At 71.9% G+C, this 23,200-nt stretch carries 19 protein-coding genes; 16 read left to right on the top strand and 3 right to left on the bottom strand.

Features of this window, described 5'->3' with window-relative positions:
- The first annotated feature begins 4 nt into the window (after nt 1-4).
- The 6 genes from ACIRFL_RS14170 to ACIRFL_RS14145 all read left to right on the top strand — a co-directional run bounded on the left by ACIRFL_RS14170 (nt 5) and on the right by ACIRFL_RS14145 (nt 8,412).
- Nucleotides 5-1,492, top strand: a complete 1,488-nt coding sequence (locus ACIRFL_RS14170; RefSeq protein ID WP_404027793.1) for an ABC transporter substrate-binding protein — start codon at nt 5-7, stop codon at nt 1,490-1,492.
- Nucleotides 1,489-2,454, top strand: coding sequence for an ABC transporter ATP-binding protein (locus tag ACIRFL_RS14165; protein ID WP_404027790.1), 966 nt, complete (start codon nt 1,489-1,491; stop codon nt 2,452-2,454). Before ACIRFL_RS14170 ends, ACIRFL_RS14165 begins: the two co-directional genes overlap by 4 nt.
- The gene (locus ACIRFL_RS14160; protein WP_404027787.1) at nt 2,455-3,231 is read left to right on the top strand and encodes an ABC transporter ATP-binding protein; all 777 of its coding nucleotides are present in this window, start codon (nt 2,455-2,457) and stop codon (nt 3,229-3,231) included.
- A 38-nt stretch (nt 3,232-3,269) separates the two neighbouring features.
- On the top strand, nt 3,270-5,354 hold the full coding sequence (locus tag ACIRFL_RS14155; RefSeq protein WP_404027784.1) for an amylo-alpha-1,6-glucosidase: 2,085 nt from the start codon (nt 3,270-3,272) through the stop codon (nt 5,352-5,354).
- 80 nt (nt 5,355-5,434) lie between these two features.
- Nucleotides 5,435-6,361, top strand: a complete 927-nt coding sequence (locus ACIRFL_RS14150; protein WP_404027781.1) for a dihydrodipicolinate synthase family protein — start codon at nt 5,435-5,437, stop codon at nt 6,359-6,361.
- Complete coding sequence (locus ACIRFL_RS14145; protein WP_404027778.1) at nt 6,358-8,412, top strand: exo-alpha-sialidase; 2,055 nt, start codon at nt 6,358-6,360, stop codon at nt 8,410-8,412. The genes ACIRFL_RS14150 and ACIRFL_RS14145 overlap by 4 nt, the downstream gene beginning before the upstream one ends.
- On the opposite strand, the gene ACIRFL_RS14140 is transcribed toward ACIRFL_RS14145, so the two are convergent.
- Together ACIRFL_RS14140 and ACIRFL_RS14135 are read right to left on the bottom strand one after the other, a co-directional pair.
- Nucleotides 8,396-9,274, bottom strand: coding sequence for an AraC family transcriptional regulator (locus ACIRFL_RS14140; protein WP_404027776.1), 879 nt, complete (start codon nt 9,272-9,274; stop codon nt 8,396-8,398). The two genes, ACIRFL_RS14145 and ACIRFL_RS14140, sit on opposite strands and share 17 nt — an antisense overlap.
- On the bottom strand, nt 9,264-10,160 hold the full coding sequence (locus ACIRFL_RS14135; RefSeq protein ID WP_404027774.1) for a phytanoyl-CoA dioxygenase family protein: 897 nt from the start codon (nt 10,158-10,160) through the stop codon (nt 9,264-9,266). The genes ACIRFL_RS14140 and ACIRFL_RS14135 overlap by 11 nt, the downstream gene beginning before the upstream one ends.
- Nucleotides 10,161-10,653: 493 nt before the next feature.
- Between ACIRFL_RS14135 and ACIRFL_RS14130 the strand changes: the two genes are divergently transcribed.
- The 3 genes from ACIRFL_RS14130 (at nt 10,654) to ACIRFL_RS14120 (ending at nt 12,482) form a co-directional block, all read left to right on the top strand.
- Nucleotides 10,654-10,824, top strand: a complete 171-nt coding sequence (locus ACIRFL_RS14130; protein WP_404027772.1) for a hypothetical protein — start codon at nt 10,654-10,656, stop codon at nt 10,822-10,824.
- A gap of 242 nt (nt 10,825-11,066) precedes the next feature.
- Nucleotides 11,067-12,203, top strand: a complete 1,137-nt coding sequence (locus ACIRFL_RS14125) for an anion permease (RefSeq protein ID WP_404027770.1) — start codon at nt 11,067-11,069, stop codon at nt 12,201-12,203.
- A 45-nt stretch (nt 12,204-12,248) separates the two neighbouring features.
- Complete coding sequence (locus ACIRFL_RS14120) at nt 12,249-12,482, top strand: hypothetical protein (RefSeq protein ID WP_404027768.1); 234 nt, start codon at nt 12,249-12,251, stop codon at nt 12,480-12,482.
- Nucleotides 12,483-12,665: 183 nt separating this feature from the next.
- On the opposite strand, the gene ACIRFL_RS14115 is transcribed toward ACIRFL_RS14120, so the two are convergent.
- A complete protein-coding gene (locus ACIRFL_RS14115; RefSeq protein WP_404027765.1) occupies nt 12,666-13,415 on the bottom strand; it encodes an SDR family NAD(P)-dependent oxidoreductase in 750 nt (249 codons plus the stop codon).
- A 275-nt stretch (nt 13,416-13,690) separates the two neighbouring features.
- On the opposite strand from ACIRFL_RS14115, the gene ACIRFL_RS14110 reads away from it, so the two are divergent.
- From ACIRFL_RS14110 to ACIRFL_RS14080, 7 genes are all read left to right on the top strand, one after another.
- Complete coding sequence (locus ACIRFL_RS14110; RefSeq protein ID WP_404027763.1) at nt 13,691-14,956, top strand: aspartate aminotransferase family protein; 1,266 nt, start codon at nt 13,691-13,693, stop codon at nt 14,954-14,956.
- Between the two features lie 75 nt (nt 14,957-15,031).
- Nucleotides 15,032-15,565 carry a flavin reductase family protein gene (locus ACIRFL_RS14105; RefSeq protein ID WP_404027760.1) on the top strand — a complete coding sequence of 178 codons (534 nt, stop codon included), beginning with the start codon at nt 15,032-15,034 and terminating at the stop codon, nt 15,563-15,565.
- Nucleotides 15,566-15,628: 63 nt separating this feature from the next.
- Nucleotides 15,629-16,516 (top strand): fumarylacetoacetate hydrolase family protein, encoded by an 888-nt coding sequence (locus tag ACIRFL_RS14100; RefSeq protein ID WP_404027758.1) that lies wholly within the window; start codon nt 15,629-15,631, stop codon nt 16,514-16,516.
- Nucleotides 16,517-16,644: 128 nt separating this feature from the next.
- Complete coding sequence (locus tag ACIRFL_RS14095; protein WP_404027755.1) at nt 16,645-17,766, top strand: LLM class flavin-dependent oxidoreductase; 1,122 nt, start codon at nt 16,645-16,647, stop codon at nt 17,764-17,766.
- A 173-nt stretch (nt 17,767-17,939) separates the two neighbouring features.
- Nucleotides 17,940-19,472 (top strand): aldehyde dehydrogenase family protein, encoded by a 1,533-nt coding sequence (locus ACIRFL_RS14090; RefSeq protein WP_404027752.1) that lies wholly within the window; start codon nt 17,940-17,942, stop codon nt 19,470-19,472.
- A gap of 42 nt (nt 19,473-19,514) precedes the next feature.
- Nucleotides 19,515-21,347 carry a sigma-54-dependent Fis family transcriptional regulator gene (locus tag ACIRFL_RS14085; RefSeq protein WP_404027749.1) on the top strand — a complete coding sequence of 611 codons (1,833 nt, stop codon included), beginning with the start codon at nt 19,515-19,517 and terminating at the stop codon, nt 21,345-21,347.
- A gap of 252 nt (nt 21,348-21,599) precedes the next feature.
- Nucleotides 21,600-23,072, top strand: coding sequence for an APC family permease (locus tag ACIRFL_RS14080; RefSeq protein WP_404027746.1), 1,473 nt, complete (start codon nt 21,600-21,602; stop codon nt 23,070-23,072).
- Nucleotides 23,073-23,200: the final 128 nt, after the last annotated feature.

Genomic DNA, 23,200 nt, shown 5'->3' with positions numbered 1-23,200 from the left:
AGGCATGAGACTGCCATCACGCGGTACCGCGACGGTGATCGCCCTGTTCACACTGGCCGCATGCGGCGGCACATCCGGCGGGGGCGCGGGCGGCGCGGGCGGGCTGACCGTCGCCCCCAACTGGCCGCTGGTGAACCTCGATCCGCACAGCCCGCGGGCCGACGGGGCCACCGCCTCCGCCGGCCGGCAGATCTTCAGTCGGCTGGTGACGCTCACCGACGGGCGCTACGAGCCGGACCTCGCGACGAGGTGGCGGACCTCGCCGGACGGCCGGACCTGGACGTTCGACCTGCGCGAGAACGTGAAGTTCTCCGACGGCTCCGCACTGACCTCCGCCGATGTTGTCGACTCGGTCAAGCGGATCGCGAGCCTCAACGGGCCGCAGGCCGCCTCCTGGGCGGACGTGACCCCGAAGGCGCCGTCCCCGGGCCGGGTGGTGCTGGAGTCGAAGAAACCGGACGTGAGCATCCTCGGCAAGCTCACCGCCCTCTTCGTCACCCCCGCGGGCCAGGCGGAAAGGGAAGGCTTCTTCACCAAGCCGACCGGCTCCGGGCCGTTCAAGGTGCAGAGTTTCAAGCCGAACGAGCGACTGACCCTGGTGCCCAACGAGCGCTACTACGGCACCAGACCGAAGCTGCGCAAACTCGTGTTCCGCAGCATCACGGAGATCTCGGCGCGGGTCGCGGCGCTGCGCACCGGCGAGGTGCAGGCCGCCTGGGGACTGCCCGACGACCAACTGGACCAGCTGAAGGGCACCGGCGAGATCACCGTCAAGGCCGTGCCGAGCTTCGCCGTCTACACCATGTGGTTCAACTCCGGTCGCCCCGCCTTCAAGGACGCGGCGGTGCGGCGGGCGCTGTGGCAGGCGATCGACTACCACAGCATCATCTCCTCGCTGTACCCGCGCACCGGCCGTCCCGCCGACTCGCCGGTCCCGCAGGGGGTGCCGGGGCACGCCCGGCAGACCCCCGTGACCTACGACCCCCGGGCCGCGAAGGCGGCGCTGGACCAGGCCGGCTTCGACTACGCCAAGACCTATGAACTGCAGTTCTCCGGAGCCGAGTTCCGGCAGTTCGCGCAGGCCGTCGCCTCCGACCTGGCCAAGATCGGGGTCAGGGCGGAGCCGCGGGACAAGGAGAAGGCCGTCTTCCTCGACGACCTGCTCGGCATGAGGTGGGACATCAATCTGCAGTCCCTCGCCCTGGACACCGGTGACCTGGCCGGCAACCTCGGCCGCCTCTACCCGTGCGCGGCCGGGCGGACCGGCTACTGCAACCCGGACCTCGACACGATCCTCGCCAGGGCCGGCGGCACGGCCGCCGCGGACGCACGCAACAAGCTGTGGGGCGAGGCCCAGAAGATCATCTGGGACGACGCGGTCGGCATGTACCCGATGTTCGTCAACATCGCCTACGCCTGGCGGGGCGACGTGCACGGGCTGAAGACCAGCCCGGCCTTCCAGCCGGACCTGACCGGGGTGACCGTCTCATGACCCCGCTGCTCGACGTGGCGGACCTGGTGGTGCGGCTGCCCGGTCCGCGCGGGCCGGTCGACGTACTCGACCACGTCGGCTTCGGTGTCTCCCGTGGCCGTACCACCGGGCTGATCGGCGAATCGGGCAGCGGCAAGACGATGACCGCGCTCGCGGTGATCGGTCTGCTGCCCGACGGCGCCACCGCCTTTGGCCGGATCGGCTACGACGGCGAGAACACCCTGGAACTGGACGCCACCCGGCGGCGCCGGCTGCGCGGGCGCGAGATGGCGATGGTCTTCCAGGACCCGCTCGCCGCGCTCAACCCGGTGCTGACCATCGGACGGCAGGTCGGGGAGATCCTGCGCCGCGACGGCCGGTCGCGGGCCGCGGCGCGCAAGGCCGCCGTCGAACTGCTGGAGCGGGTGGAGATCCCACGGGCGGCGTCCCGGGTCGACGACTACCCGCACCAGTTCTCCGGTGGCATGCGGCAACGCGCCATGATCGCCCTCGCGCTCGCGGGACGGCCGCGCCTGCTGCTCGCCGACGAGCCGACCACCGCCCTCGATGTCACCGTGCAGTCCCGCATCCTCGACCTGCTGCGCCGGCTGCGGGACGCGGAACACATGGCGATGCTGCTGGTCAGCCATGACCTGCGGGTGATGGCGCACACCGCCGACGCCCTCGTCGTGATGTACGCGGGGCGGGTGTGCGAGACCGGCCCGGCCGGCGAGGTGCTGCGCCGGCCGGCGCACCCGTACACCAGGGCGCTGATCCGCAACGTGCCGACCGTACACGTGAAGACGCCGCTCACCGACCCGCTGCCCGGCACGCCCGCCGGACCCTTCACCCGGCCCGGCGGGTGTGCCTTCCGCACCCGCTGCCCCATGGCGCGCGAGCGCTGCCGGGAACAGGTGCCGTGGCCCCGGCCGGTCGCGAAGGAGCGGACGAGCGCCTGCCACTATGCCGAGGAGCTGGTCTGAGTGGAGGAACTGCTCACCGTACGGGACCTGCGGGTCAGTTACGCCTCCCGGCGGCGGGGTGCGCGGCTCGCCGCGGTCAAGGGCGTCGACCTCGACGTCGGCGCCGAGGAGATCGTGGCGCTCGTCGGGGAGTCCGGCTCGGGCAAGACCACCCTCGCCCGTGCGGTGGTGGGGCTGACCCGGGCGGACAGTGGCACCATCGCCTTCCGCGGGGTACCGGTCGGCAGGCCGGGGCGCTGGCCGCCGGCGCAGCGGCGGGCCGTCCAGATGGTCTTCCAGGACCCCAAGTCGTCGCTCAATCCCCGGATGCCGGTCGAGAAGATCATCGCGGAGGCGTGGCGTGCCCACCCCGAAGCGGCACCCGAGGGCGACCGGCACCGGGCGGTCGGCGGCCTGCTCGACCAGGTCGGCCTCGATGGGACCGTCGCGGGGCGGCGGCCCGGTGAGCTGTCCGGCGGACAGTGCCAGCGGGTCAGCATCGCCCGCGCGCTCGCTCTGCGGCCCGCGCTGCTGGTGTGCGACGAGGCGGTGTCCGCGCTGGACGTGTCCGTGCAGGCGCAGATCCTCGGGCTCTTCGCCGAACTGCGCGGCCGGCACGGGCTGTCGCTGCTGTTCATCTCGCACGACCTCGGCGTGGTGCGGCAGATCGCGGACCGGGTCGCGGTGATGTACCTCGGTGAGATCGTCGAGTGCGCCCCGACCGAGGAGATCTTCACCGCGCCCCGGCACGCGTACACCCGCATGCTGCTCGACGCCGCACTCGACTTCGTCGTCTGAGGGACACCGACCGCACCGTGCAAGGGACACCGACCGCCATGCATCGACCTGCCCCGGACGACTGGAACACCTGGGACGTCCGCTACCACACCGCCGTGGTGCACCCGCCCTCCGGCATCCGCATCCGCGCCGGCATCCGCACGCCCGACGGCCGAGTGATCGACGACTTCACCTGGCGCCGCGGCCTGGTCAGCCTCGGCCACCACACGGTCGACGGCACCTTCGCCGAGGTCACCGTCGACTGCACCGAGGACTGCTGTGGCGCGGCCCGGCTGCGGCTGCGCTTCGCCAGGACCGCTCCGGGCGTGCTGTCCGGCTCGGCCGAGCTGAGCGGGGACGCAGCCGGGCACGCCATCGTGCTGCGCACGGACGGGTTCACCGGCGGCCGGCGACCGGACCTGTCCGCGCCCGCGAGCTTCGAGACGGCAGGAGAACTCCACTTCGACGTCGGCGAGCTGCGGTTCGGCTGCGCACCGGCCGGGGGTGCCCGCCCGCTCGACGCGGATCTGGACGAAGCGGGCCGCAGAGCGAACGCCGCGGCCCTCGCCACCTCCGGGCTGCTCGGCCGCGCGGGGGAGGGGTACACGCGCTCGCTCACCTGGAACACCGTGCTGCGTTCCGACGGCGCCCGCGTCATCACCCCGACCTCCCGCGACTTCGTCAGCCGGGAGCGGCGCGGCTTCTACGGCACCTGGGCCCTGCACTGCTGGGACACCTTCTTCTCCGGCCTCACCGCCACCTGGATCGACCCCGACTACGCCCGTGGGATCTTCGGTCAGATGCTGGAACAGGCCACCCCGCGGGGCCTTGTACCCAACCGTGTCTCCGACGACCGGGGCCGCACCGACGACCGCTCGCAGCCACCCGTCGGCGCGTACACCGTCCTCAAGGCGTACCGCAGCACCGGACTCAGCGACGCCACCCGCGACCGGCGCCTGCTGACCGAGGCGTACGACGTGCTGCGGGACTGGCACGACTGGTGGCCGCGCGCCCGGCGCGGCCCGCACGGGCTGCTCGCCTGGGGCTCCGACCCGACGGACGACCCCGGGTCGGCCACCGCGGACAGCACCAAGCGCGAGTCGGGCATGGACGACTCCCCGATGTGGGACGAGATCGCCTACGACCCGCTGACCCACACCATGGACCTCGCCGATGTCGGCCTCAACGCCCTGCACGCGGCCGACGCCGAGGCCGTCGCGGACATCGCGGGCCTGCTCGAAGACGCGCGGACCGAACGGCGGCTGCGGGCCGAACACGCCGCCACCGCCGCCCGGATCGAGGAGCGCATGTGGGACGAGGCCGCAGGACACCACCGCAATCTGCGCGCCGACGGCGGCTTCGACCGCCACCTGGCACCGTCCATGCTCTATCCGCTGCTGGCCGGCACCCCCTCGGCGCAGCGCGCGCGGCGCCTTGCCGCAACCCTGCTGCGTCCCGAACTGCTGGGCGGCTCACCGCCGTTGCCGAGCGTGTCCCGCAGCGACCCCGGGTACGACCGGCACTACATGCGGGGCCGGGTCTGGGGCCCGGTGGCCTTCCTCGCCGTCGAAGGGCTGCGCCGCTACGGGCTGCGCGAGCGGGCCGCCGCCATCGCGGACGAACTGCTGGGCATGTTCCGCCGGGAGTGGGAGGAGCACAGCCACGTCCACGAGAACTACCCCTCCGCCCCGGGCGAGGACATCCACTTCTTCGAGGCCCGCTCCGACTACCTGCTGACCTGGGGCAACCTCCTGGCGTACCTCGCCATGCAGGAACTCGCCGACCCGCTGCCCGTCGGCTGGCGCTTCGGCCACCCCGGCAGGCCGGCGGCGCTGCACCGGCTGCGGCTGCGCGAGGGGCCGCTCACCGTCGAGGCCGGCCACCGCCTGCGGGTGACCCTCGACGGAGCCCCGCTGCTGGACGCCCCGCCCCGCACGGTGATCGAGGAGTACGTCCGTGCCCCCGGCGAGGTGCGCGCCGTGGTCCACGGGCCCGAGGCCGAGGTGGTGTTCGGCGTGCCCGCACCCGCCGGCTCACACGTGTGCACGCAGGTCGGAGGACACGTCGGCACCGGCCGGGTCGCCGCCGACGGGACCGTGCGCCTGACCGCCGGGAGAGGGACCGCGGTGCGCATCACCGGCTGAGAAGCGTCGCAGAAGCCTCGGAGAAACGTGAGAAACATGAGAGCTGTGAGAAACGTGTGAGACGGAGGAGGGGTACTGACGTGACCGACGGACGCGAGCTGCTGCGCGGCGTCATGGTGCCGCTCGTCACCCCGATGGAGCGGCCCGGCATCCCCAGCGCCGCGCACGCCCAGCCGCTGCTGGAGGAACTGCACCGGGCGGGCGTGCGAAGCCTGATGCTGCTCGGCAGCAACGGCGAAGGACCCCTCATCCCCACCGACCGCATCGGCACGTTCGCGGCCGGTGTCGCGGCGCGCTGGCGGGCGCTGCGCCCCGACGGGCCGGTGCTCGTCAACGTCACCGCTCCCGGAACCGCCGAGGCGGTACAGCGCGCCGAGGCCGTGCGGGCGGCGCGGCCGGACGCGCTGGTGCTGAGCCCGCCGCTGTACTTCGCCCACCGCGAGGACGAGATCGTGGCGCACTACGCGGCGCTGAAGGACCTCGGCGTGCCCGTGGTCGCGTACAACGCCCCCGCCTACGCCTGCCCGTTCACCCCCGGGCTCGTGGACGCCGTGCTCGCCCTGGAGCACGTGGCGGGCATCAAGGACAGCTCAGGTGACCCCGCGCTGCTCGACCACCTGCTGGCGCGGGCGGCGCGGCAGCCCGCGACGGGGGTGAGCCAGGGCGCCGAGACGGCGCTCGCACCGGCGCTGCGGCGCGGCGCCGACGGCATCGTGCCGGGCATCGCCAACGCCGCGCCGGGCCCGGTCGTCGCCCTGTACGAGGCCGTACGCGCGGGCGACGACACGGCGGCCGACCGGTGGCAGGACATCGTGACGAAACTGCTGGGGGTGCACCGCGTCCGCCGCGGCGTCCCCGTCATCAAAGAACTGCTCGCCGCACGCGGGCTCTGCCCCGCCCATGCCGCGCCGCCCTTCACCGCCTGCACCGCAGCCGAACGCGCCGCGCTCGCCGCGTACCTGGATCCGCTGTCCGAACACCTCGTCCCCGCAAGGAGCAGCCCGTGACACGTGTGCTCACGCGCCTGGCCTGCACGGCCGCGCTCGCCCTGCTGCTCGCTGTGCTCCCCGCGCCCGGCTCCGCACAGGACGCCGGAACCACCACCGGGCACTTCACCGAGACGACCCTGTGGGACTCCACCCACGGGACACATGTGAACTACCACGTCCAGGGGCTCGCCGTGCTGCCCCACGACAGGGTGCTGGTGTTCGCCGAAGGGCGGCTCACGGCCTGCGACGCCGGGCCGCACGACATCGTGATGCGGCGCAGCACCGACGGCGGCCGCACCTTCGAGGCGAGCCGCGTCATCGTGCCGGCCGCCGACGGCGAGTCGTGGAGCAACCCGACGCCCGTCGTCGACACGAAGACCCGCACCGTCTATCTCTTCGTCAGCAGCACCACCCGCGACGAGGGCAACACCACCTGCTCGGCGGACCGTTCGACGATCCACGTCATGCGCAGCGCCGATGCCGGCCGGACCTGGAGCGCGCCGCGCGACCTCACCGAACTCTTCGACGCCAACGCCTACGACTGGACCCTGCACGGCGCCGGGCCGGGGCACGGCATCCAGCTCGACAACGGGCGGCTGCTGGTGCCGGTCGCACACCGCCGCACGATCGTCGGTCACACGACGGCCGAGCGGATGTACGGCCTCGCCATGCTCTTGAGCGACGACCACGGCAGGACCTGGCAGGCCACCGCACCGGTGCCGGTCTCCCCGGACTACCCGGTCAACGAGAGCCGGGTCCACCAGCGCGCCGACGGCACCGTCGTCGTCAACGGCCGTGCGGCCGCCGGCGGCACCCGCTACCGCATCACGGCCACCAGCACGGACCGCGGCAGCACCTGGTCCAGGCCCGTACTCGACGGCGCCACCCGCGAGTTCGTCGCCATCGACGCGGGACTGCTGCGCTACGGCGGCGGCCCCGACGGTGACGGCCCGGGCCGGCTCCTGTTCTCCCGCCCCGACGCCTCGGCCCGCGAGAACCTCACCGTCTCCGTGAGCTATGACGAGGGCCGCAGCTTCCGCTACCACAAGGTCGTACACGCCGGCCCGTCGTACTACTCCGACCTGGCCCGGCTCTCGGACGGCACGGTCCTGCTCGTCTACGGCCGGGACGGCACCAGCCCGGCCTTCCCCGAGCGGATCGCGCTCGCCCGCCTCGACCTCGCCTGGCTGACCGGCGGACGCGACCGCGGCGGCCGGGGCACCGGCCTGACCTCACGCGCGTACGAACTCGCGGGCCGGCCCGGCACGACGACCGCCCCGGGCACCGCCGCCGAGACCGTCGCCGACGTCAACGCACAGGGCGGCAGCGTGCTGCGCTACGCGGCACAGCAGCCCGGCGACTACGTCGAGATCCCCTTCCGCACGCCCCGCTCCGGCCGCTTCGAGCTGTCGGTGCGCCTGCAGCGGGCGGCCGACCGCGGTCTCGCCGAGGTCAGCGTGGACGGCACGACGCTGCCCGCGGGCCGCGTCGATGCGACGCTCTCCTCGCTCCAGGGCTACCAGGTCGTGTCCCTGGGCAGCGACGAACTGTCCGCGGGAAGCCACCGGATCCGCTTCACCCTGGCCGGTCGGGGCCGCGGCGGCGGCACGGTGATCGCCCCGGATCAGCTCACCCTGACCCGGGCCGTCCACCCGGCCGACCCGCCCCGTGTCATCGCCGACGACGACTCGCTGTTCAGCTTCGCGCAGGCCGGGCAGTGGTCGAGGGCCACGGGCACCGACGGCTTCTACGGGCAGAGCTACCGCATCCACCCGGCCGGCGACGGCTCCGCGGTCGCCCGCTGGTGGCCGGACGTACCCGAGGCGGGCCGCTACGAGGTGCAGGTGCGCTACACAGCGGACCCCAACCGCGCCTCCGACGCGCCCTACACGGTGCGTGCCGCCGACGGCTCGCAGACCACCCGCGTCGACCAGCGCTCCGGGGGCGGGCAGTGGGTGTCCCTGGGCACCCACCGCTTCGACGCCGGCACCGGCGGCGGCGTCGAGCTGAGCGACGCGGCCGACGGGTACGTGGTGGCGGACGCCGTCCGGCTCATTCCCGCCAGATGAGCGCCCGCAGCCCCGGCGCCGCCGGCGACGACGGCGCGCGCTCGGGGCCCGCGGCCCGGAACGCGCTGGGCGTCACGCCGTACACGGCCTTGAACCGGCGGGAGAGATGGTAGGCGTCCGCGAAGCCGCACTGCTGCGCCACCGCGCGCAGGCTCAGGTTGCTCAGCCACAGCAGCGGCTCGGCCCGTGCGAGCCTCAGCAACTCGACGGCGGCGACCGGACCGGTGCCGAAGTGCCGGCGGAACAGCCGGCACAGGGTGCTCTCGGACACCCCTGCCGCCGACGCCAGTTCCGCGAGCGTCAGCGGCTCGGCGGTGCCGCCCGACCACCGCTCGCGTACGTACGCCGCCAGGGCCGCCAGCGGCGTGGGCACTGTGTCGCGGGGTTCGCCCGGCGCGGGCAGCGGGCCCGTGGTGAAGACGGACAGCAGCAGCCGCAGCACCCCGGCCGCCCTGTGCCGCCAGCCGTCGGGACGCTCGGTGCCGAGCCAGAGGAGGTAACGGCACAGGGCCGCCATGGGGTCCGCGCGCCCGCCGAGGTCGCGCACCAGCGGCCAGCGTTCCTGGTCCGGCTCGGCGCAGAGCGCGAAGTGCACGTAGCCGTGGCGGGTGAAGCCGCCGGGATCCCACGCGAAGTGATCGCGCATCCCCGGCCGGACCAGCAGCAGCGTTCCGGGCCGCAGATCCTGGGTCATCTCGCCGCAGGTCCAGCGGGCCCGGCCGCGGATGATCCAGACGAACTCGAAGTTCGCGGCCGTACGCGGTCCGAACACGGCGCCGGGCGGGTAGTCCCCGACCGCGGGCCCCAGCCGGTCGACGAGCCGCGGGCGGTCCTCGGACCGGGGGCCGTCCTCAGCGGTCACAGCCGCCCTCGCGGTCGGGCCGCACATACGGCTCGCGGATGTCCGCGATGCCCTTGTAGGCGTACGGGTCCTGCCCCGCCACCATCACGATGTCGCGGAAGTCCGCCTGACCCATGTGCTCGCCGGGGCCCGGCGGCTGCCAGGGGAGCAGCGACCGCGCGGACATGTAGTGCCCGACCAGTGCCCTGCGGTAGCCGTGGCGGCCGGAGTTGGGCAGCGACCTGTGCAGCAGATAGCCGTTGAACAGGAGCACCGAGCCGGCCGGCATCTCGACGGGCACGGCGTCGGCCTCGGTGTAGGGGAAGCCGTACAGCTCCACCGTGCAGTCGTAGCGCGGGTCGTGTTGCTCACGGTCGGGGTAGAGCACGCCGCGGCGGTGGGAGCCGGGCAGCACCCACAGGCAGCCGTTCTCGACGGTGGCGTCGTCCAACGCGATCCAGGCGGCGGTGAGCGACCGGTCGCGGGTGGGGATGAAGAACTCGTCCTGGTGCCAGGCCTGACCGGGCTTGCCCTCGGACTTGATGAACAGCATCGACTGCATGGCCTTCACATCCGGCCCGATGACCTCGGTGAGGGCGGCGACCAGCGCCGGATGGCACAGGGTGTCGCGGACCAGCGCGGACAGCTTGTGCGGATAGTGGACGCACAGGTGGCGGCGGAGCACCGCGTCGTCGTCCCACTCCGGTTCGAGCGCGGGGGCGCGGGCCACCTGCCCGCGCTCACCGCGGCAGATCGCCACCGTCTCCGCGCGCAGCCGGTCCACCTCGGCGGGGGTCAGGGCGCCGTCGAGGACGGCGAAGCCGTCCTGTGCGAAGCGCGCGGCCGTTGTCCCGTCCGGGTCCGCCGCCCTGCCGTTTCCTGGCACCATCGCCTCCCGGGTCCGCACCTGTCGTGTACTCCATGGTCTGCTCAGCGGCCCTGCCGGGCCATGGCCCGTACGGTCGAGGCGATGGCGAATCCGGTCGATCCGTCCCTCGGCAACTCATGGCCGCCGCCCGCCGTGCCGAGCGTCGCCAAGGCGGCCTCCCGGTGACCACGGTCACCGGGTGGGCTGTCACAGCATGCGGGGTTGTCGATGTCGTTCTCTCGATCGTGGGGATCGACCGGGTGCGCAACCCCTGCTGCACCGGCAAGCTGCGGCAGGAGGAGATCGTCCGCAGCGGGGCGGTGCCGTGGACGATTCCGCGGGCGACGCAGTTCCACGAGTTCCCGGGTCAGCTGCTGAACGGCGTGCCCGGGCCGGTCGCGGTGGTCCCGACGGGGCGTATCCAGCCCATCGCCGTACGCGAGGTGGCCGAAGCCCTCGCCGGCCTCGCCCCCGAGCCGCCGCTGGGGATGGCCCCGAGCCGGCCGGGCCGCGGGTCGAGTCGCCGGTCGACATGGCCCGGCGCCTCATCGCCGCGGGCGGCGCCCGCCGGCGCCCGGTCCTGCCGCTGCGCGTACCCGGCGGGATGAGCGGCGGCGGCCTGCTTCCGACCGGCGCCGGCCCCCGCGGCACCCGGACGTTCGCCGACTGGCTCAGCGAGAAGACCTCCGTCACGCCCGCCTGACGGTGCGCGGGGCACGCACGGGCAAGGCGCCGGTCCCGGCGCTCGGGTTGCGCGTCCCGGCGGCCTCGTCAGGATGGATAGCGAGACGGATACGGTCACATGCCGGCGCGCGGGCCCCGCCTGTGCGGACCCCTCCGGGCCGACACGTCGTGTCACGGGTGGCTTCGGCCGGGCGCCGGCGTGGGACGGGGGGAAGGACGTCCGGCTACGCGTACGACGCACCGAGTGGGAGGCCGTCGGCGGTGGACAGCTTTTCCTTCCTGCTCATGGCGGTCATCGTGACCGCGTTGGCCTTCGATTTCACCAATGGCTTCCACGACACCGCCAATTCCATGGCGACCTCCATCGCGACGGGGGCCTTGCAGCCCCGGGTGGCGGTCGCGGTGGCGGGCGTGCTGAACCTCGCCGGTGCGTTCCTGTCCACCGAGGTGGCCGCGACGATCTCGAACGGGCTCGTCAACGACTCCAGGGTCTCGCTGGTCATGATCTTCGCCGGTCTGGTCGGCGCGATCCTGTGGAACCTGACGACCTGGCTGTTCGGACTGCCCTCCAGCTCGTCGCACGCGTTGTTCGGCGGACTGATCGGTGCGGTGTGGGTGGGAGCGGGCGGATCGGCCATCCACTTCACCCAGGTGGTGGAGAAGATCGTGATTCCGGCGATCGCCTCACCGATCCTCGCGTGTGCGGTGTCCCTGGTCGCGACGTATCTGGCCTACAAGATCACCCAGCGCACCGCGGAGCACAAGGTCAACAAGGGTTTCCGGGCGGGCCAGGTCGGATCGGCCTCCCTGGTGGCCCTGGCCCACGGCACCAACGACGCACAGAAGACGATGGGCGTCATCACCCTCGCGCTGATCTCCACCGGTTTCCTCCGGCACGGCTCGCAGCCGCCGTGGTGGGTGGTGCTCACCGCCGGGCTGGCCATCTCCCTGGGCACCTACGTCGGCGGCTGGCGGATCATCCGGACCATGGGCAAGGGCCTGACCGACATCCAGGCCCCGCAGGGCTTCGCCGCCGAGACGACGGCGACGGCGGTCATCCTGTCCTCCTCGCACCTCGGGTTCGCGCTGTCCACCACGCAGGTCTGCACCGGCGGCATCCTCGGTTCGGGGCTCGGCCGCAGGCTGGCCAGGGTGCGGTGGGGCATCGCCGGACGGATCGCGGTGTCCTGGGTGCTGACGCTGCCGGCCGCGGCGGCGGTCGGCGGGGTCTCGGCCTGGGTGGCCGACCAGGGCGACCTGGGGGTGGCCGTCGTGGCGGGCGTGACCGTGGCCGCGGCCACCGGCTTCTACGTGCTGTCCCGGCGCCGGCCGGTCAACCCGGACAACGTCAACGAGGTACCGCGGGAACGCGAACTCACCGGCTCGTCCGCCGTGTGATCAGCACCGTCCCCGTGGTTTTCGCGGTCGTGGAAGGAGCGCGCGATGGACATCAAGTGGGACAACCTCGCGGAGGTGTCCCTGGCCAGCTTCGGCGTCACGATCGCGGTGGTCGTGCTGTTCTCGCTCGCCATCGCGGCCTGGAACCGGGCCGGTGGCCTGCGCGCCGGCGCGGCGGGCGGCGGACCGGCGCGGGCCGCGGCGGGCGCCGCGGTGCTGTGCTTCGCCGCGTGCCTGGCGGTGGCCGCGTACGGCATCGACCTCATCGTGCCCGGGTGAGCAGGCCGCGGGCCGCGCCAAGCCGTCGCCGCGCCGATCCGCCCTCGGCGGGCGCCCCCGTGACCGCAGAAGTCCGCTGCGGTCAGACAGCGCCCCGAAGGGGCGCGGGGAACTGCGCGACCAGCCACATCGGCGCCGCAGACGACCGACGGCATATCGCGGCATGACCGGCGGCTACACCGCTCACTGCGCGGTGTAGCCGCCGTCGATGAACAGGTCCGGGCCGGTGATGTAGCTGGCCTCGTCGCTGGCGAGGAAGAGCACGCCGTAGCTGACCTCCTGCGGGCGGGCGCCGCGCCGCATGGGTGTCGCGGCGGCGAACGCCTCGTTCGACTCCTCGCCCTCCTCCTCGGCCATCGGCGTCATCACCAGCCCCGGTGACACGGCGTTGACCCGGATGCCGTCGGCGACGTACTCCAGTGCCGCGGCGCGCGTCATCATGCGCACCGCGCCCTTGGACGCCTGGTACGAGAAGGAGCCGGCCGCTCCGACGGAGCCGTTGATCGAACAGGTGTTGACGATCGACCCGCCGCCGGACCGGCGCATCGCCGGCACGACGTGCTTGATGCCCAGATAGACACCCTGCTGGTTGATCGCGGTGACCTTCGTCCAGGCGCCCAGGTCCTCCGTGTCGGCGGGCCTCATCGATCCGACGATGCCGGCGTTGTTCAGGAGGATGTCGACGCGGCCCCAGCGCCGTTCCGCCTCGGCGACCACGGCGAGCCAGTCGGCTTCGGAGGTGACGTCCATGTGCAGGAAGTGCACGTCATGTCCTGCGTCGCGCAGTTCACCGGCCACGGCCTCGCCGGCGTCGTCGAGGACGTCGGTCATGAGAACCGCCGCACCCTCGGCGGCGAACAGCCTGCTGTGTGCCTCGCCCTGGCCACGTGCCGCGCCGGTGATGATCGTCACCTTGCCCTGGACTCGCCCCATCGTTTCCTCGCATTTCCCGGCAGCCGCCTGAGCCGCGTCGTCGAAATCCCACCCAGGTTAGGTGGCCGCCGGCCCGGCGTCTGTCCCACTTCGGGACACCGCGCCGTGGCCCCTGTCGCTGTACCAGTTCAGGACAGTAGCCGGGGCCCCGGCCTGCATAGCTTGACGGCGGCAGGGTGAGCCGCCCGCGAACAACCGGTCCGCCGTGCGGCGGAACCGGTGTGGCGGCGCCACCGACGACCGCTTGCGCACGGTGCGCGACGAAGGATGCGTTCATGGCTATGCAGCAGAAGGCCGGTTCGCCGGCTCCGCCGAACGACGACCCACATGTGCGACGGGGACGCCGCGGGTTCCCGCTGCTCCCCGGCGGTTACGGACGCTCGGCCTACCACACCGGCTCCGCCCCCGCATACGCGCTGCGCGGCGAGGGGTACCGGCTGTGGGACGACCGCGGACGCGAACTCATCGACGCCAACAACAACTTCACCACGCTCGTGCACGGCAACGCCCACCCCGAACTCGTCGAGGCGGCCCGGCGTGCGATGAGCGACGGATCGTGCTGGGGCATCCCCAACGTGGACGAGTGGGAACTGGCCGATCTCCTCCTGGACCGGCTGCCGGGACTGGACCAGGTCCGGTTCACCAACTCGGGTACCGAGGCGGTGATGTCCGCGATCCGTGTCGCGCGGGTGGTGACCGGCCGGGACGGGATCGTGCTGACCCGGGGCGGCTACCACGGATCCAGCGATGTCGCGCTGTGTGCCGGTGCGGAGTCCGCACGCGGTGTGCCCCAGTCCGTCGCCCGTGATGTGTCGCTGGTGCCGCTGAACGACCTCGACGCCCTGCGGCAGGCCGTCGAGGAACGTCCGCGGGGCCTCGCGGCGATCGTCATCGACCTGCTGCCGAACCGCGCCGGGCTCATCCCGGTGAGCCGGCCGTTCCTGCGCGGCGCCCGCGAACTCGCCGACACGTACGGAATCCTGCTCGTCATCGACGAGGTGATCAGCCTCCGGCTCGGTGCGCACGGACTCAGCGGAGAGCACGGGATCGTCCCCGATCTGCTCACCGCGGGCAAACTCATCGGCGGCGGCTTCCCCGTCGGCGCGGTCGCCGGGCGCGAGGAGGTCATGCGGGTCCTGGACCCCAGGCGGCCGGGGAGCATCCCGCACTCGGGCACCTTCTCGGGCAACCCGGTGAGCATGGCCGCCGGAGCCCGGGCGCTGCGGCTGCTGACCCCGGCGGAGATCGCCCGGCTGAACCGGCTGGGGGACGACGCGCGACGCGCGGTCGCCGCTCGGGTCGCCCCGCTGGGCTGGGAGGTGCGCGGGCTCGGCTCGCTGCTGAGGGTGTTCCCCGAGGGCGCGGTCCGCGTGGACGAAGACACCCGGCACCGGATGTGGTGGGCCGCCTACGACCGTGGCCTGCTGCTGTCGTCGGCGAACCTCGCGGCGCTGTCGACACCGATGACGGCGCAGGTGGTCGCGGACCTCGCCGACCGCCTGGCCGATGCCGTCGTCTCCCTTGGCCCGGCTCCCCGCTGACGCGGTGGTCACGGTCGTGGACATGTCCCAGATCGGCACGATCCACGCCGTCCGTCACACAGGAACGTAGAGGACATGAAGACAAACACAACACCGCTCGTCGCGGCCGGCGACGTCACGGCACCGCTCGACCTGGTGCAGCAGGTCAAGCAGGCGCATCGGGCCTTCCCTTCGGGTGTGACGGTGGTGACCGCCCAGTTCGACGGGCGCCCCGTCGGGCTCGCGGTCAACGCCTTCAGCAGCGTGTCGATGAATCCGCCGACGGTCCTGGTCTGCGTCAACTCCTCGTCGCGGTCGCACGCCTCGCTCTGCGACTCACGGCACCTGGGCATCAGCATCCTCAGCAACGCCCAGTCGGCCGTCGCGGCGACCTTCGCCACCTCGGGCGGGGACAAGTTCAGCGATATCGCCTGGCACGAGGGAGCGCACGGGGCACCCCTGCTCGACGACGCGTCTGCGGCCTTCGAGGTCGAAGTGGTCTCGCGGGTGGAGGCCGCGACGCACTCGGTGTTCTTCGGACGCGTCGTCACCGTGGAGACGAGTGAACTGCCCCCGCTGGTGTACGCCGCGGGCGGCTTCTTCGACGGCGGGCGTCTCCTTGCCGTCTGACCCGCGCACCAACATCCGGTGCCCCAGCGGTGGTTGCCGGGCAGCCCTCGAAGGAGAGACGACATGAGGCTGGTTTCCTACCGATCGGACGACGCGTGGCGCGTGGGCGCGGTGCTGGGGGAGGCCGTGTACGACGTCGATGCCGCGCTCATCGGGAGCGGACGGCCCGGTCTGGGCCCGCAGGCGACGACACGTCGGCTGCTGCGCGCGTACGGGCACGCGCTCGACGACGTCGCGGCCGCCGTACGGCACGCGGCCGCCGAACTGCCCGCAGCCCGGGCGGGCACCGTGCGGGACCTGCCTCTGGGCCCACCGGTCACCGATCCCGAGAAGGTGCTCTGCATCGGCCTGAACTACCACGACCATGTGGCGGAGACCGGCCGCGCCCTGCCCGCCCATCCGGATGTCTTCGCGAAGTTCGCCAGCACGCTGATCGGCCCGCACGACGAGATCCGGTGCACCGAGGTCACCGACAACCTCGACTTCGAGGGGGAACTCGCGGTCGTCATCGGCCGCACGGGACGCGATGTCCCACCGCAGGCCGCGCTTGACCTGGTCGCCGGGGTGATGGTGCTCAACGACATCACCGCGAGGGACCTGCAGTACCACGGCACTCAATGGCTGGCGGGCAAGGCCGTCGACGGATCCACCCCCTGCGGGCCCGCGCTCGTGACCCTCGACGAGGTCGGCGATCCGCAGAACCTGGAACTGGCGACCCGGGTCAACGGCGTACGGGTGCAGGGATCCAACACGAAACACATGATCTTCTCGATCGCCGACCTCATCTCGTACGTCTCCCGCTTTCTGGCGCTGTCGCCCGGGGACATCATCTCCACCGGCACACCGGAGGGCATCGGCAGCAAGCGGAATCCGCCGGTGTGGCTCGGGCCGGGGGACACCGTCGAGGTGGAGATCGAGCGCGTCGGCACGCTGCGCAACGTAGTGCGCTGAGCCCGCGGACCGCCGCGGCCGCGCACCGTTTCGTGCGTCAAGTTGACACAGTCGCGCGTGTGTACCGCGCGTGACACTGCGAGCAGAGCGATCACGGCAGAGAACTGCCCGTCAGATGGAGGACACCTATGGACATCGGTCTTTTTCTCGTGCCGTTCCGCGACCCTGGGACCGGCCTTCACGAGGGCTTCGAATGGGACATGCAGGTCATCCGGTGGGCTGACGAGTTCGGCCTCTCGGAGGTGTGGGTCGCCGAACACAGCACGATGCGGTGGGAGCCCGTCTGCAGCCCCGAGCTGTACATAGCCGCGGCGCTGCAGCAGACCCGGCAGATCAGGTTCGGTACCGGGGCGAATGTGCCGGGCAACCACAACCCGATGGCGCTGGCGCATCGCCTGATGCAGCTCGACCACATGTCGAACGGCCGGCTGATGGTCGGCCTCGGCGCCGGCGCCTATCCCACGGACCACCTCATCCACGGCAACACCAACCCGGGCGAGAAGATGGCGGAAGCCGTCGAGATCATGCGGACGATCTGGGAGAAGAAGGGGCCGCTGCGCTATGAAGGGAAATTCTGGTCGTTCGAGATCCCCGCGTACGACGAGATCCAGCAGGGGCCGTTCCTCGAACCGCTGCAGAAGCCCCACCCGCCTCTGCTCATGGCAGGGCTCAGCCCCGCGTCCCGGACGATGACCCGGGCCGGCAAGCTGGGATACCTGCCGATGAGCTTCAACGTGGGACGCGAATACCTCGCCGGCCACTGGTACCGCTATATGCAGGGCGCGCACAGCTCGGGCTTCGCGGCGGACCGCAACGAATGGCGCGTCGCGCACAACATCCTCGTCGCCGACACGGACGAGGAGGCGATGGACCTCGCGGTGAACGGCGCCATGGGCAAGACATACCGGGAGTGGATGCTGCCCGGCTACGCCCGCGGGGGCATGCTGCCCGCCATGGTTCCCGAACTCGGCGTGACGGACCCCGACGACGTGCCGATCGAGTACCTGGCCGAGGAGAAGTGGCTGGTCGGTTCCCCCGACACCGTGATCAAGAAGATCCAGCGCGACCTGGACGCGTCGGGCGGATTCGGCAAGATCATCAGCTTCACCTTCGACTACCTGGATCAGCCGGAGCGCTACCGCCGCCACTTCGAGCTGCTGGGAACCGAGGTCATCCCGCGGATCAAGGAGATCACCCACCGCACGGAGCCGCTGGCCGAACTGGAGCGGCCCGCCGGCATCGAGGACTGACGGGCCGGAGAAGACGGATCGCGGAGCGCCACCCCCCGCGGGGTGGCGCTCTTTGCGGCTTTAGCGGCTTTCGCCTGTCTCAGGTTGGCACAGTCGGCATACGTCCCGATTCCTAGGCTCGAACGCAGCGGCGTCGCCGCCGTACCCGCTGAACCGCCAAAGAGGGAGCACCCATGACGGCTGTTGATCACCAAGCGTTCGCGACCGGACTTGCCTCGCGCCGAACCGGCGAGCCCGTCGTCGTACCGCATGTCGTCGGTGGCAAGGAGCGCTTCGACGGCGACCTGATCACGCGCGAGGACCCCAGCAAGCCGTCCGTGACGGTCAGCGGCTGCCATGACGCGCCCGCGGACCTCGTACGGCTCGCGGTCGACACTAGCCGGGCCGCTCAGCGCGAGTGGGCGCGGGTTCCCCTGGCCCAGCGCATCGAGCATGTGCGCCGGGCCGTCGACCATGTCGCGGCAGCGGTCGACGACTGGGCCCTGCGGGTCGCCCTGGAGATCGGCAAGCCGCACGGCGCGGCACGCGGCGAGGGGCTCGAAGTGCTCGACATCCTGCGCTGCGCCACGGAGTACGCGGCGCGGCCGGGCGCCTTCGAGGACGAGCGGACACCGGATCCCGCCGGGTTCGCCAACGATTCGGTGCTGCGGCCGTACGGCGTCTTCGGGGTCATCACCCCCTTCAACTACCCGGTCGTGCAGGCGGCGGGACCCACCATCGCCGCGCTTCTCGCGGGCAACGGTGTCGTCGTCAAGACCTCGCACCAGGGCCCCTGGTCGGGGCACGGCGTGTATGAGATGTGCGCGGCGATGGATCTGCCCGCCGGGCTGGTGAACGTCGTCCACGGCGCCGACGAGCCCGGGAGGGCGCTGGCCGCCTCCGATGTCGACGGCATCTCCTTCACCGGCTCGGTGGCGGTCGGCCGGAGCATCATGCGCACCTTCACCAACGGCCCGTACGCCCGCCCCGTGATCGCCGAGATGGGCGGCAAGAACCCCGTCATCGTGACCGACACGGCCGACCTGGAGGCGGCGGCCGACGGCATCGTCTTCTCGGCGTTCGACCTGGCGGGCCAGAAGTGCAGCGCGCTCTCGCGTGTCCTCGTCACTCCCGGCGCGCACGACCGGCTCGTGGACCTGGTCGTCGAACGGGCGCGGCGCGTGGTCGTCGCGGATCCCGCCGCGTCCGACGCCTTCGCGGGCCCCGTCGCGACGACCGAGGCGCTGGCCCGGTTCGACCGGATCGTCGCCGCCTCCCGGGCCGGCGGTTTCACCGTGCACGGCGGTGAGCGCCTGGACGGCGACGGCTACTTCGTCCGCCCCGCGATCGTCTCCTCGGTGCCGGCGGACCACGATCTGTCGACCACCGAGCACTTCCTGCCGTTCCTCACGATCAGCCGTGTGCCCTCGTTCGCCGATGCGCTGCGCGCGGCGAACGCGACCACGATGGGCCTGACCGCCGGCATCTACACCGGTGACCTGGAAGAAGCACGCACCTTCCTGTACGGCATCGAAGCCGGCTGCGTCGATGTGAACGTGCCGGGCCACGCGACCACCGGCTGGTGGCCAGGACCGCAGACCTTCGGCGGCTGGAAGGCGAGCGGTTCGACCGGCAAGCACACCCTGGGCAAGTGGTACGGGCAACAGTTCGCACGCCAGCAGGCACGTAAGCTTCCCGCAGAGCTGGAGCACCTGCTGTCGTACTGACCTGTGCGACAGCGCACCACCGCGGCCGATCGAGGAGGTCCCATGGTCGCAGTACCCGAAGGGCCGTCCCTCGTTCGGCCGCCGTGGGCGAGCGCGAGCGCGAACGCCGAGGTGCTGTCGCTGCGTGAACGTTTCATCACCGATCCGGCAGGCACCGATCTGAGCCCCCTGCGCCCGGTGATCGCCCGCTCCTGGCGGCGCAGCCTCGCCTGCAACGTCCGTCCCGGGGCCACCGCCCTTGAGGCGGTCACCGAGCCGCAGGTCGACGAGCAGCTGCTCATCTGCGCGGAGCCGGTGCTGACCGATCTGGAACGCCTGTGCGCCGACACCCAGGGCGCGGTGTGTCTGACCGACGCCCAGGGGACACTCGCGGTCTTCCGCGGCGACACATCGGCCGTGCGCCTGGCGGAACGCACCTTCCCGACCATTGGCGGGCGCATGGCCGAGGATCTGATCGGCACCAACTCGGACGGCACCGCCCTGGAAGAGGGCACCGCGGTGCAGGTGTGGGGCGGCGAACACTTCGCCGAGGCGCTGCAGGGCAGCTGCTGCACCTCCGTGCCGATCCGGGATCCGCTGCGCCGCTCGATACGCGGGGTGCTCAGCCTGATGCTGCCGCAGAGCGTCGCGCGCAGGGTCGATCCGCGTTCGGTCCTGCTGACCGTGCAGGGCGCCGCCGCCGAGGTGACGAGAGCGCTGGCCGCACGCCTGGCCGCCCGAGAGCAGGCGCTGCTGGCCGAGTACCTTCGCGAGGTGCGCAAGCGAGGCGCCGACGCGGTCGTCGCCATGGACGACCGCACGACGATCGCCAGCCGCGGCGCCCTGAACCTGCTGGAACAGAGCGACTACGCCGTCCTCGCGGCGTACGGCCGCGAGACGGAACGCCTCGACCAGGTGGTGGAGCGCGAGCTGACCATCGGCCCCGACCGGGTGATCAGGCTTCACGCGCGTCCCGTCGCGCTCGGCGACGACTGCGCGGGCGGCACGGTGATGCGGCTGCGGCGCGCCCGTCCCCGCGACGTCCGCTCACCGGGCGCGGGCGCCACGGTGCGCAGGAGCGCCTTCGCGCACATGGTCGGCGAGAGCCTTGCGCTGCGCCGTGCCCTGGAAGCGGCCGGCACGGCGTGCGCGCGCCGGAACCCCGCGTATGTCGTCGGCGAGCCGGGCACCGGGAAGACCCGCCTGGCCGAGGCGATCGCGTCCGCACTCGCCGACCGGACGGTCGTCCTCGACTGCCGGGCGGGCACCCCGTCGGGCATCGACCGGATCGACAGGGAACTCGCCGACGGCGCGGCGGTCGTGCTGCGCCGCGTGGACGCGTGCGACGACAGCCTCCGCGAGGAACTGACCGACCTGCTCCAGGTCCTTGAGCAGCCCGGTGTCGTCCTGACCATGCGCAAACTCAGCGACGAGCTGCTGCCCCTCATCGGTGCGCTGCGCGGGGTCGAGGTGTCCATGCCCGCCCTGCGCATGCGCCGCGAGGACATACCCTCCCTCGTGACGCACTTCCTCGCCCGGTCCGAGGGCAGGGCGACACGGGTGTCACCGCGGCTGCTGGATGCGCTGGTGTCGGCCGACTGGCCGGGAAACGTCCGGCAGCTCCAGGATGTGGTGGTCACCGCGGCGTCCCGGTCCGCCACATCCGAACTGCGCGTCGACGACCTGGCGGAAGCGCACCGCCGCAGGCTCGCCCGGAGCAGGCTGACCCGTCTGGAAGAGGCCGAGCTGCAGCAGATCCGTGAGGCGCTGATCGAGGCCGGCGGCAACCGGCTGCGCGCCGCGGCGATCCTCGGCATCGGCCGGTCCACCCTGTACCGCAAGATCGACATGTACACGGGGCGCGGATTCGAGCTGGAGCTGCACCCCGAGGACTGACCCGGCCGGTTGGCGCCGCGCCCTGACGGACACCCTCGTCGGACGCCGCCGCCCGGGACGGGGCTCGCACGCCACTGCCCCAGAGTGGGACAGTACCGCCCTGCCGGACTCAGCATGCTAGGTCGCCAACAGCAAAAGCGTCGGTCTCCCCCAGGGCCTCGTCACGCTGCCCGCCCGTCCCGGGCGGGGGCTCTGCTCGCTGACCGCTGGGCCGGCCCGGGTGCCTTGCCCAGACGACAAGGAAGACCTCACATGAAATCCACCCCACCCGTGCTTCAGTGTTCTTCCGAGCGCTCCGCCGTCGACCCGGACGCGTCCACGGCGTACACCCTCAAGGGCAACATGGGCACGTTCGGCCTTCTGTTCACCGTCCTCGCGTTCACCGCGCCCCTCGGCGTGGTCTTCGGGTTCATATCGGTCAACATCAGTTTCGGCATCGCCGTGCCGGTCGCCTTCGTCGGCGTCCTGCTGCTGATGACCCTCTTCGCCCTCGGCTTCACCAGCATGAGCCGGCACATCCCGCGCCCAGGCGCCTTCTACACCTACATCGGGGAGGGGCTTGGCCGCCCCCTCGGCCTTGGCGGGTCCTTCCTGGCCCTGACCACCTACGGATTCAACATCATCGCGGCGATCGTGTTCTCCGGCATCGCCGTCAAGAACCTCATCGTCAGCTTCGCCGGCGCGTCCTCGCTGCCCTGGTGGCTCTGGTCGCTCGTCATGCTGGGCACCGTGTGGGGCCTGAGCTACTTCAACGTGGAACTCTCGGCGAAGGTCCTGTCCACGGTTCTGGTGATCGAGGTCCTCGCCATCGCGATCTTCGACACCGTCGTCATCGTCAACGGCGGCCCCGAAGGCCATTCCTTCGAACCCTGGAACCCGGCGAATCTGCTCACGCCCTCCATCGGGGTCCTGCTGCTGTTCAGCGTCGGCGTCTTCAACGGATTCGAGGCCACGGCGATCTACCGCGACGAAGTCCGCGATCCGGCCCGGACCATCCCCCGCGCCACCTACCTCACCATCGTCTTCCTCGGCGTCTTCTACGCGATCTCGTCCTACGCGCTGATCCTGTCCTCCGGGGTCTCACGGGCGGTGCCGGACGCACGGGCCAATCCCGCCGCGATGATGCCGCACGCCCTGCTGACCTACTTCGGAGCGTTCGCGAACCAGGTGATCGCGGTGCTGCTGGTGTCGAGCATGCTGGCCTCCACCCTGTCGCTCCAGAACATCCTGTCCCGCTACACCCACTCGCTCAGCGTGGACGGAGTCCTCCCGCGTCGCCTCGCCGCCGTTCACACCAAGCACGGCTCGCCCCATGTCGCCGCCGTCACCGTCGGAGCCGTCCTGCTCGTGACCGTGACCGGACTGATCGTCTCAGGCGTGTCGGAGACCGACCTCTACGGCGCCGCTTCGGGAGTGGCCTTCTACGGGATGCTGCTGCTCCTGTTCCTCACCTCCGTCGCCGTGATCGTCTACTTCCGGCGCAACCGCACCGGCGCCTCCGCGTGGAAGACGATCGCCGCACCGGCCGTCGCCGCCCTGGGCATCGGCTTCGCCCTGCTGAAGGCGACGCTGAACATGGAACTCCTCATCGTCGCCCCATCCCCGGTGGTGGTGGTCCTGCTCGCCGTCGGTTACGCGGCGCTGGTCGCCGGCGTGGTCGTCGCACTGGTGCTCAAGCGACGCGGATCGCCCGTCTACGAGCGCATCGGCCGCCGCGCGCAGTAACCCCGCGGACGGGGCGGACGCGCGCCGGACGTGCCGCCCCGTGCCGCTCCGTGTCCCTCTTTGGCACATTCGCGCGAAGCGGCGGTCAATAGGCTCGCCGACGATCAAGTGCAGCTTAGCCGCACCCG

The organism is Streptomyces sp. NPDC102462 (assembly GCF_044765425.1).
Lineage (GTDB): Bacteria > Actinomycetota > Actinomycetes > Streptomycetales > Streptomycetaceae > Streptomyces.
The sequence above is the reverse complement of the archived record's forward strand: the minus strand, read 5'-3'. Positions and strand labels throughout refer to the sequence as shown.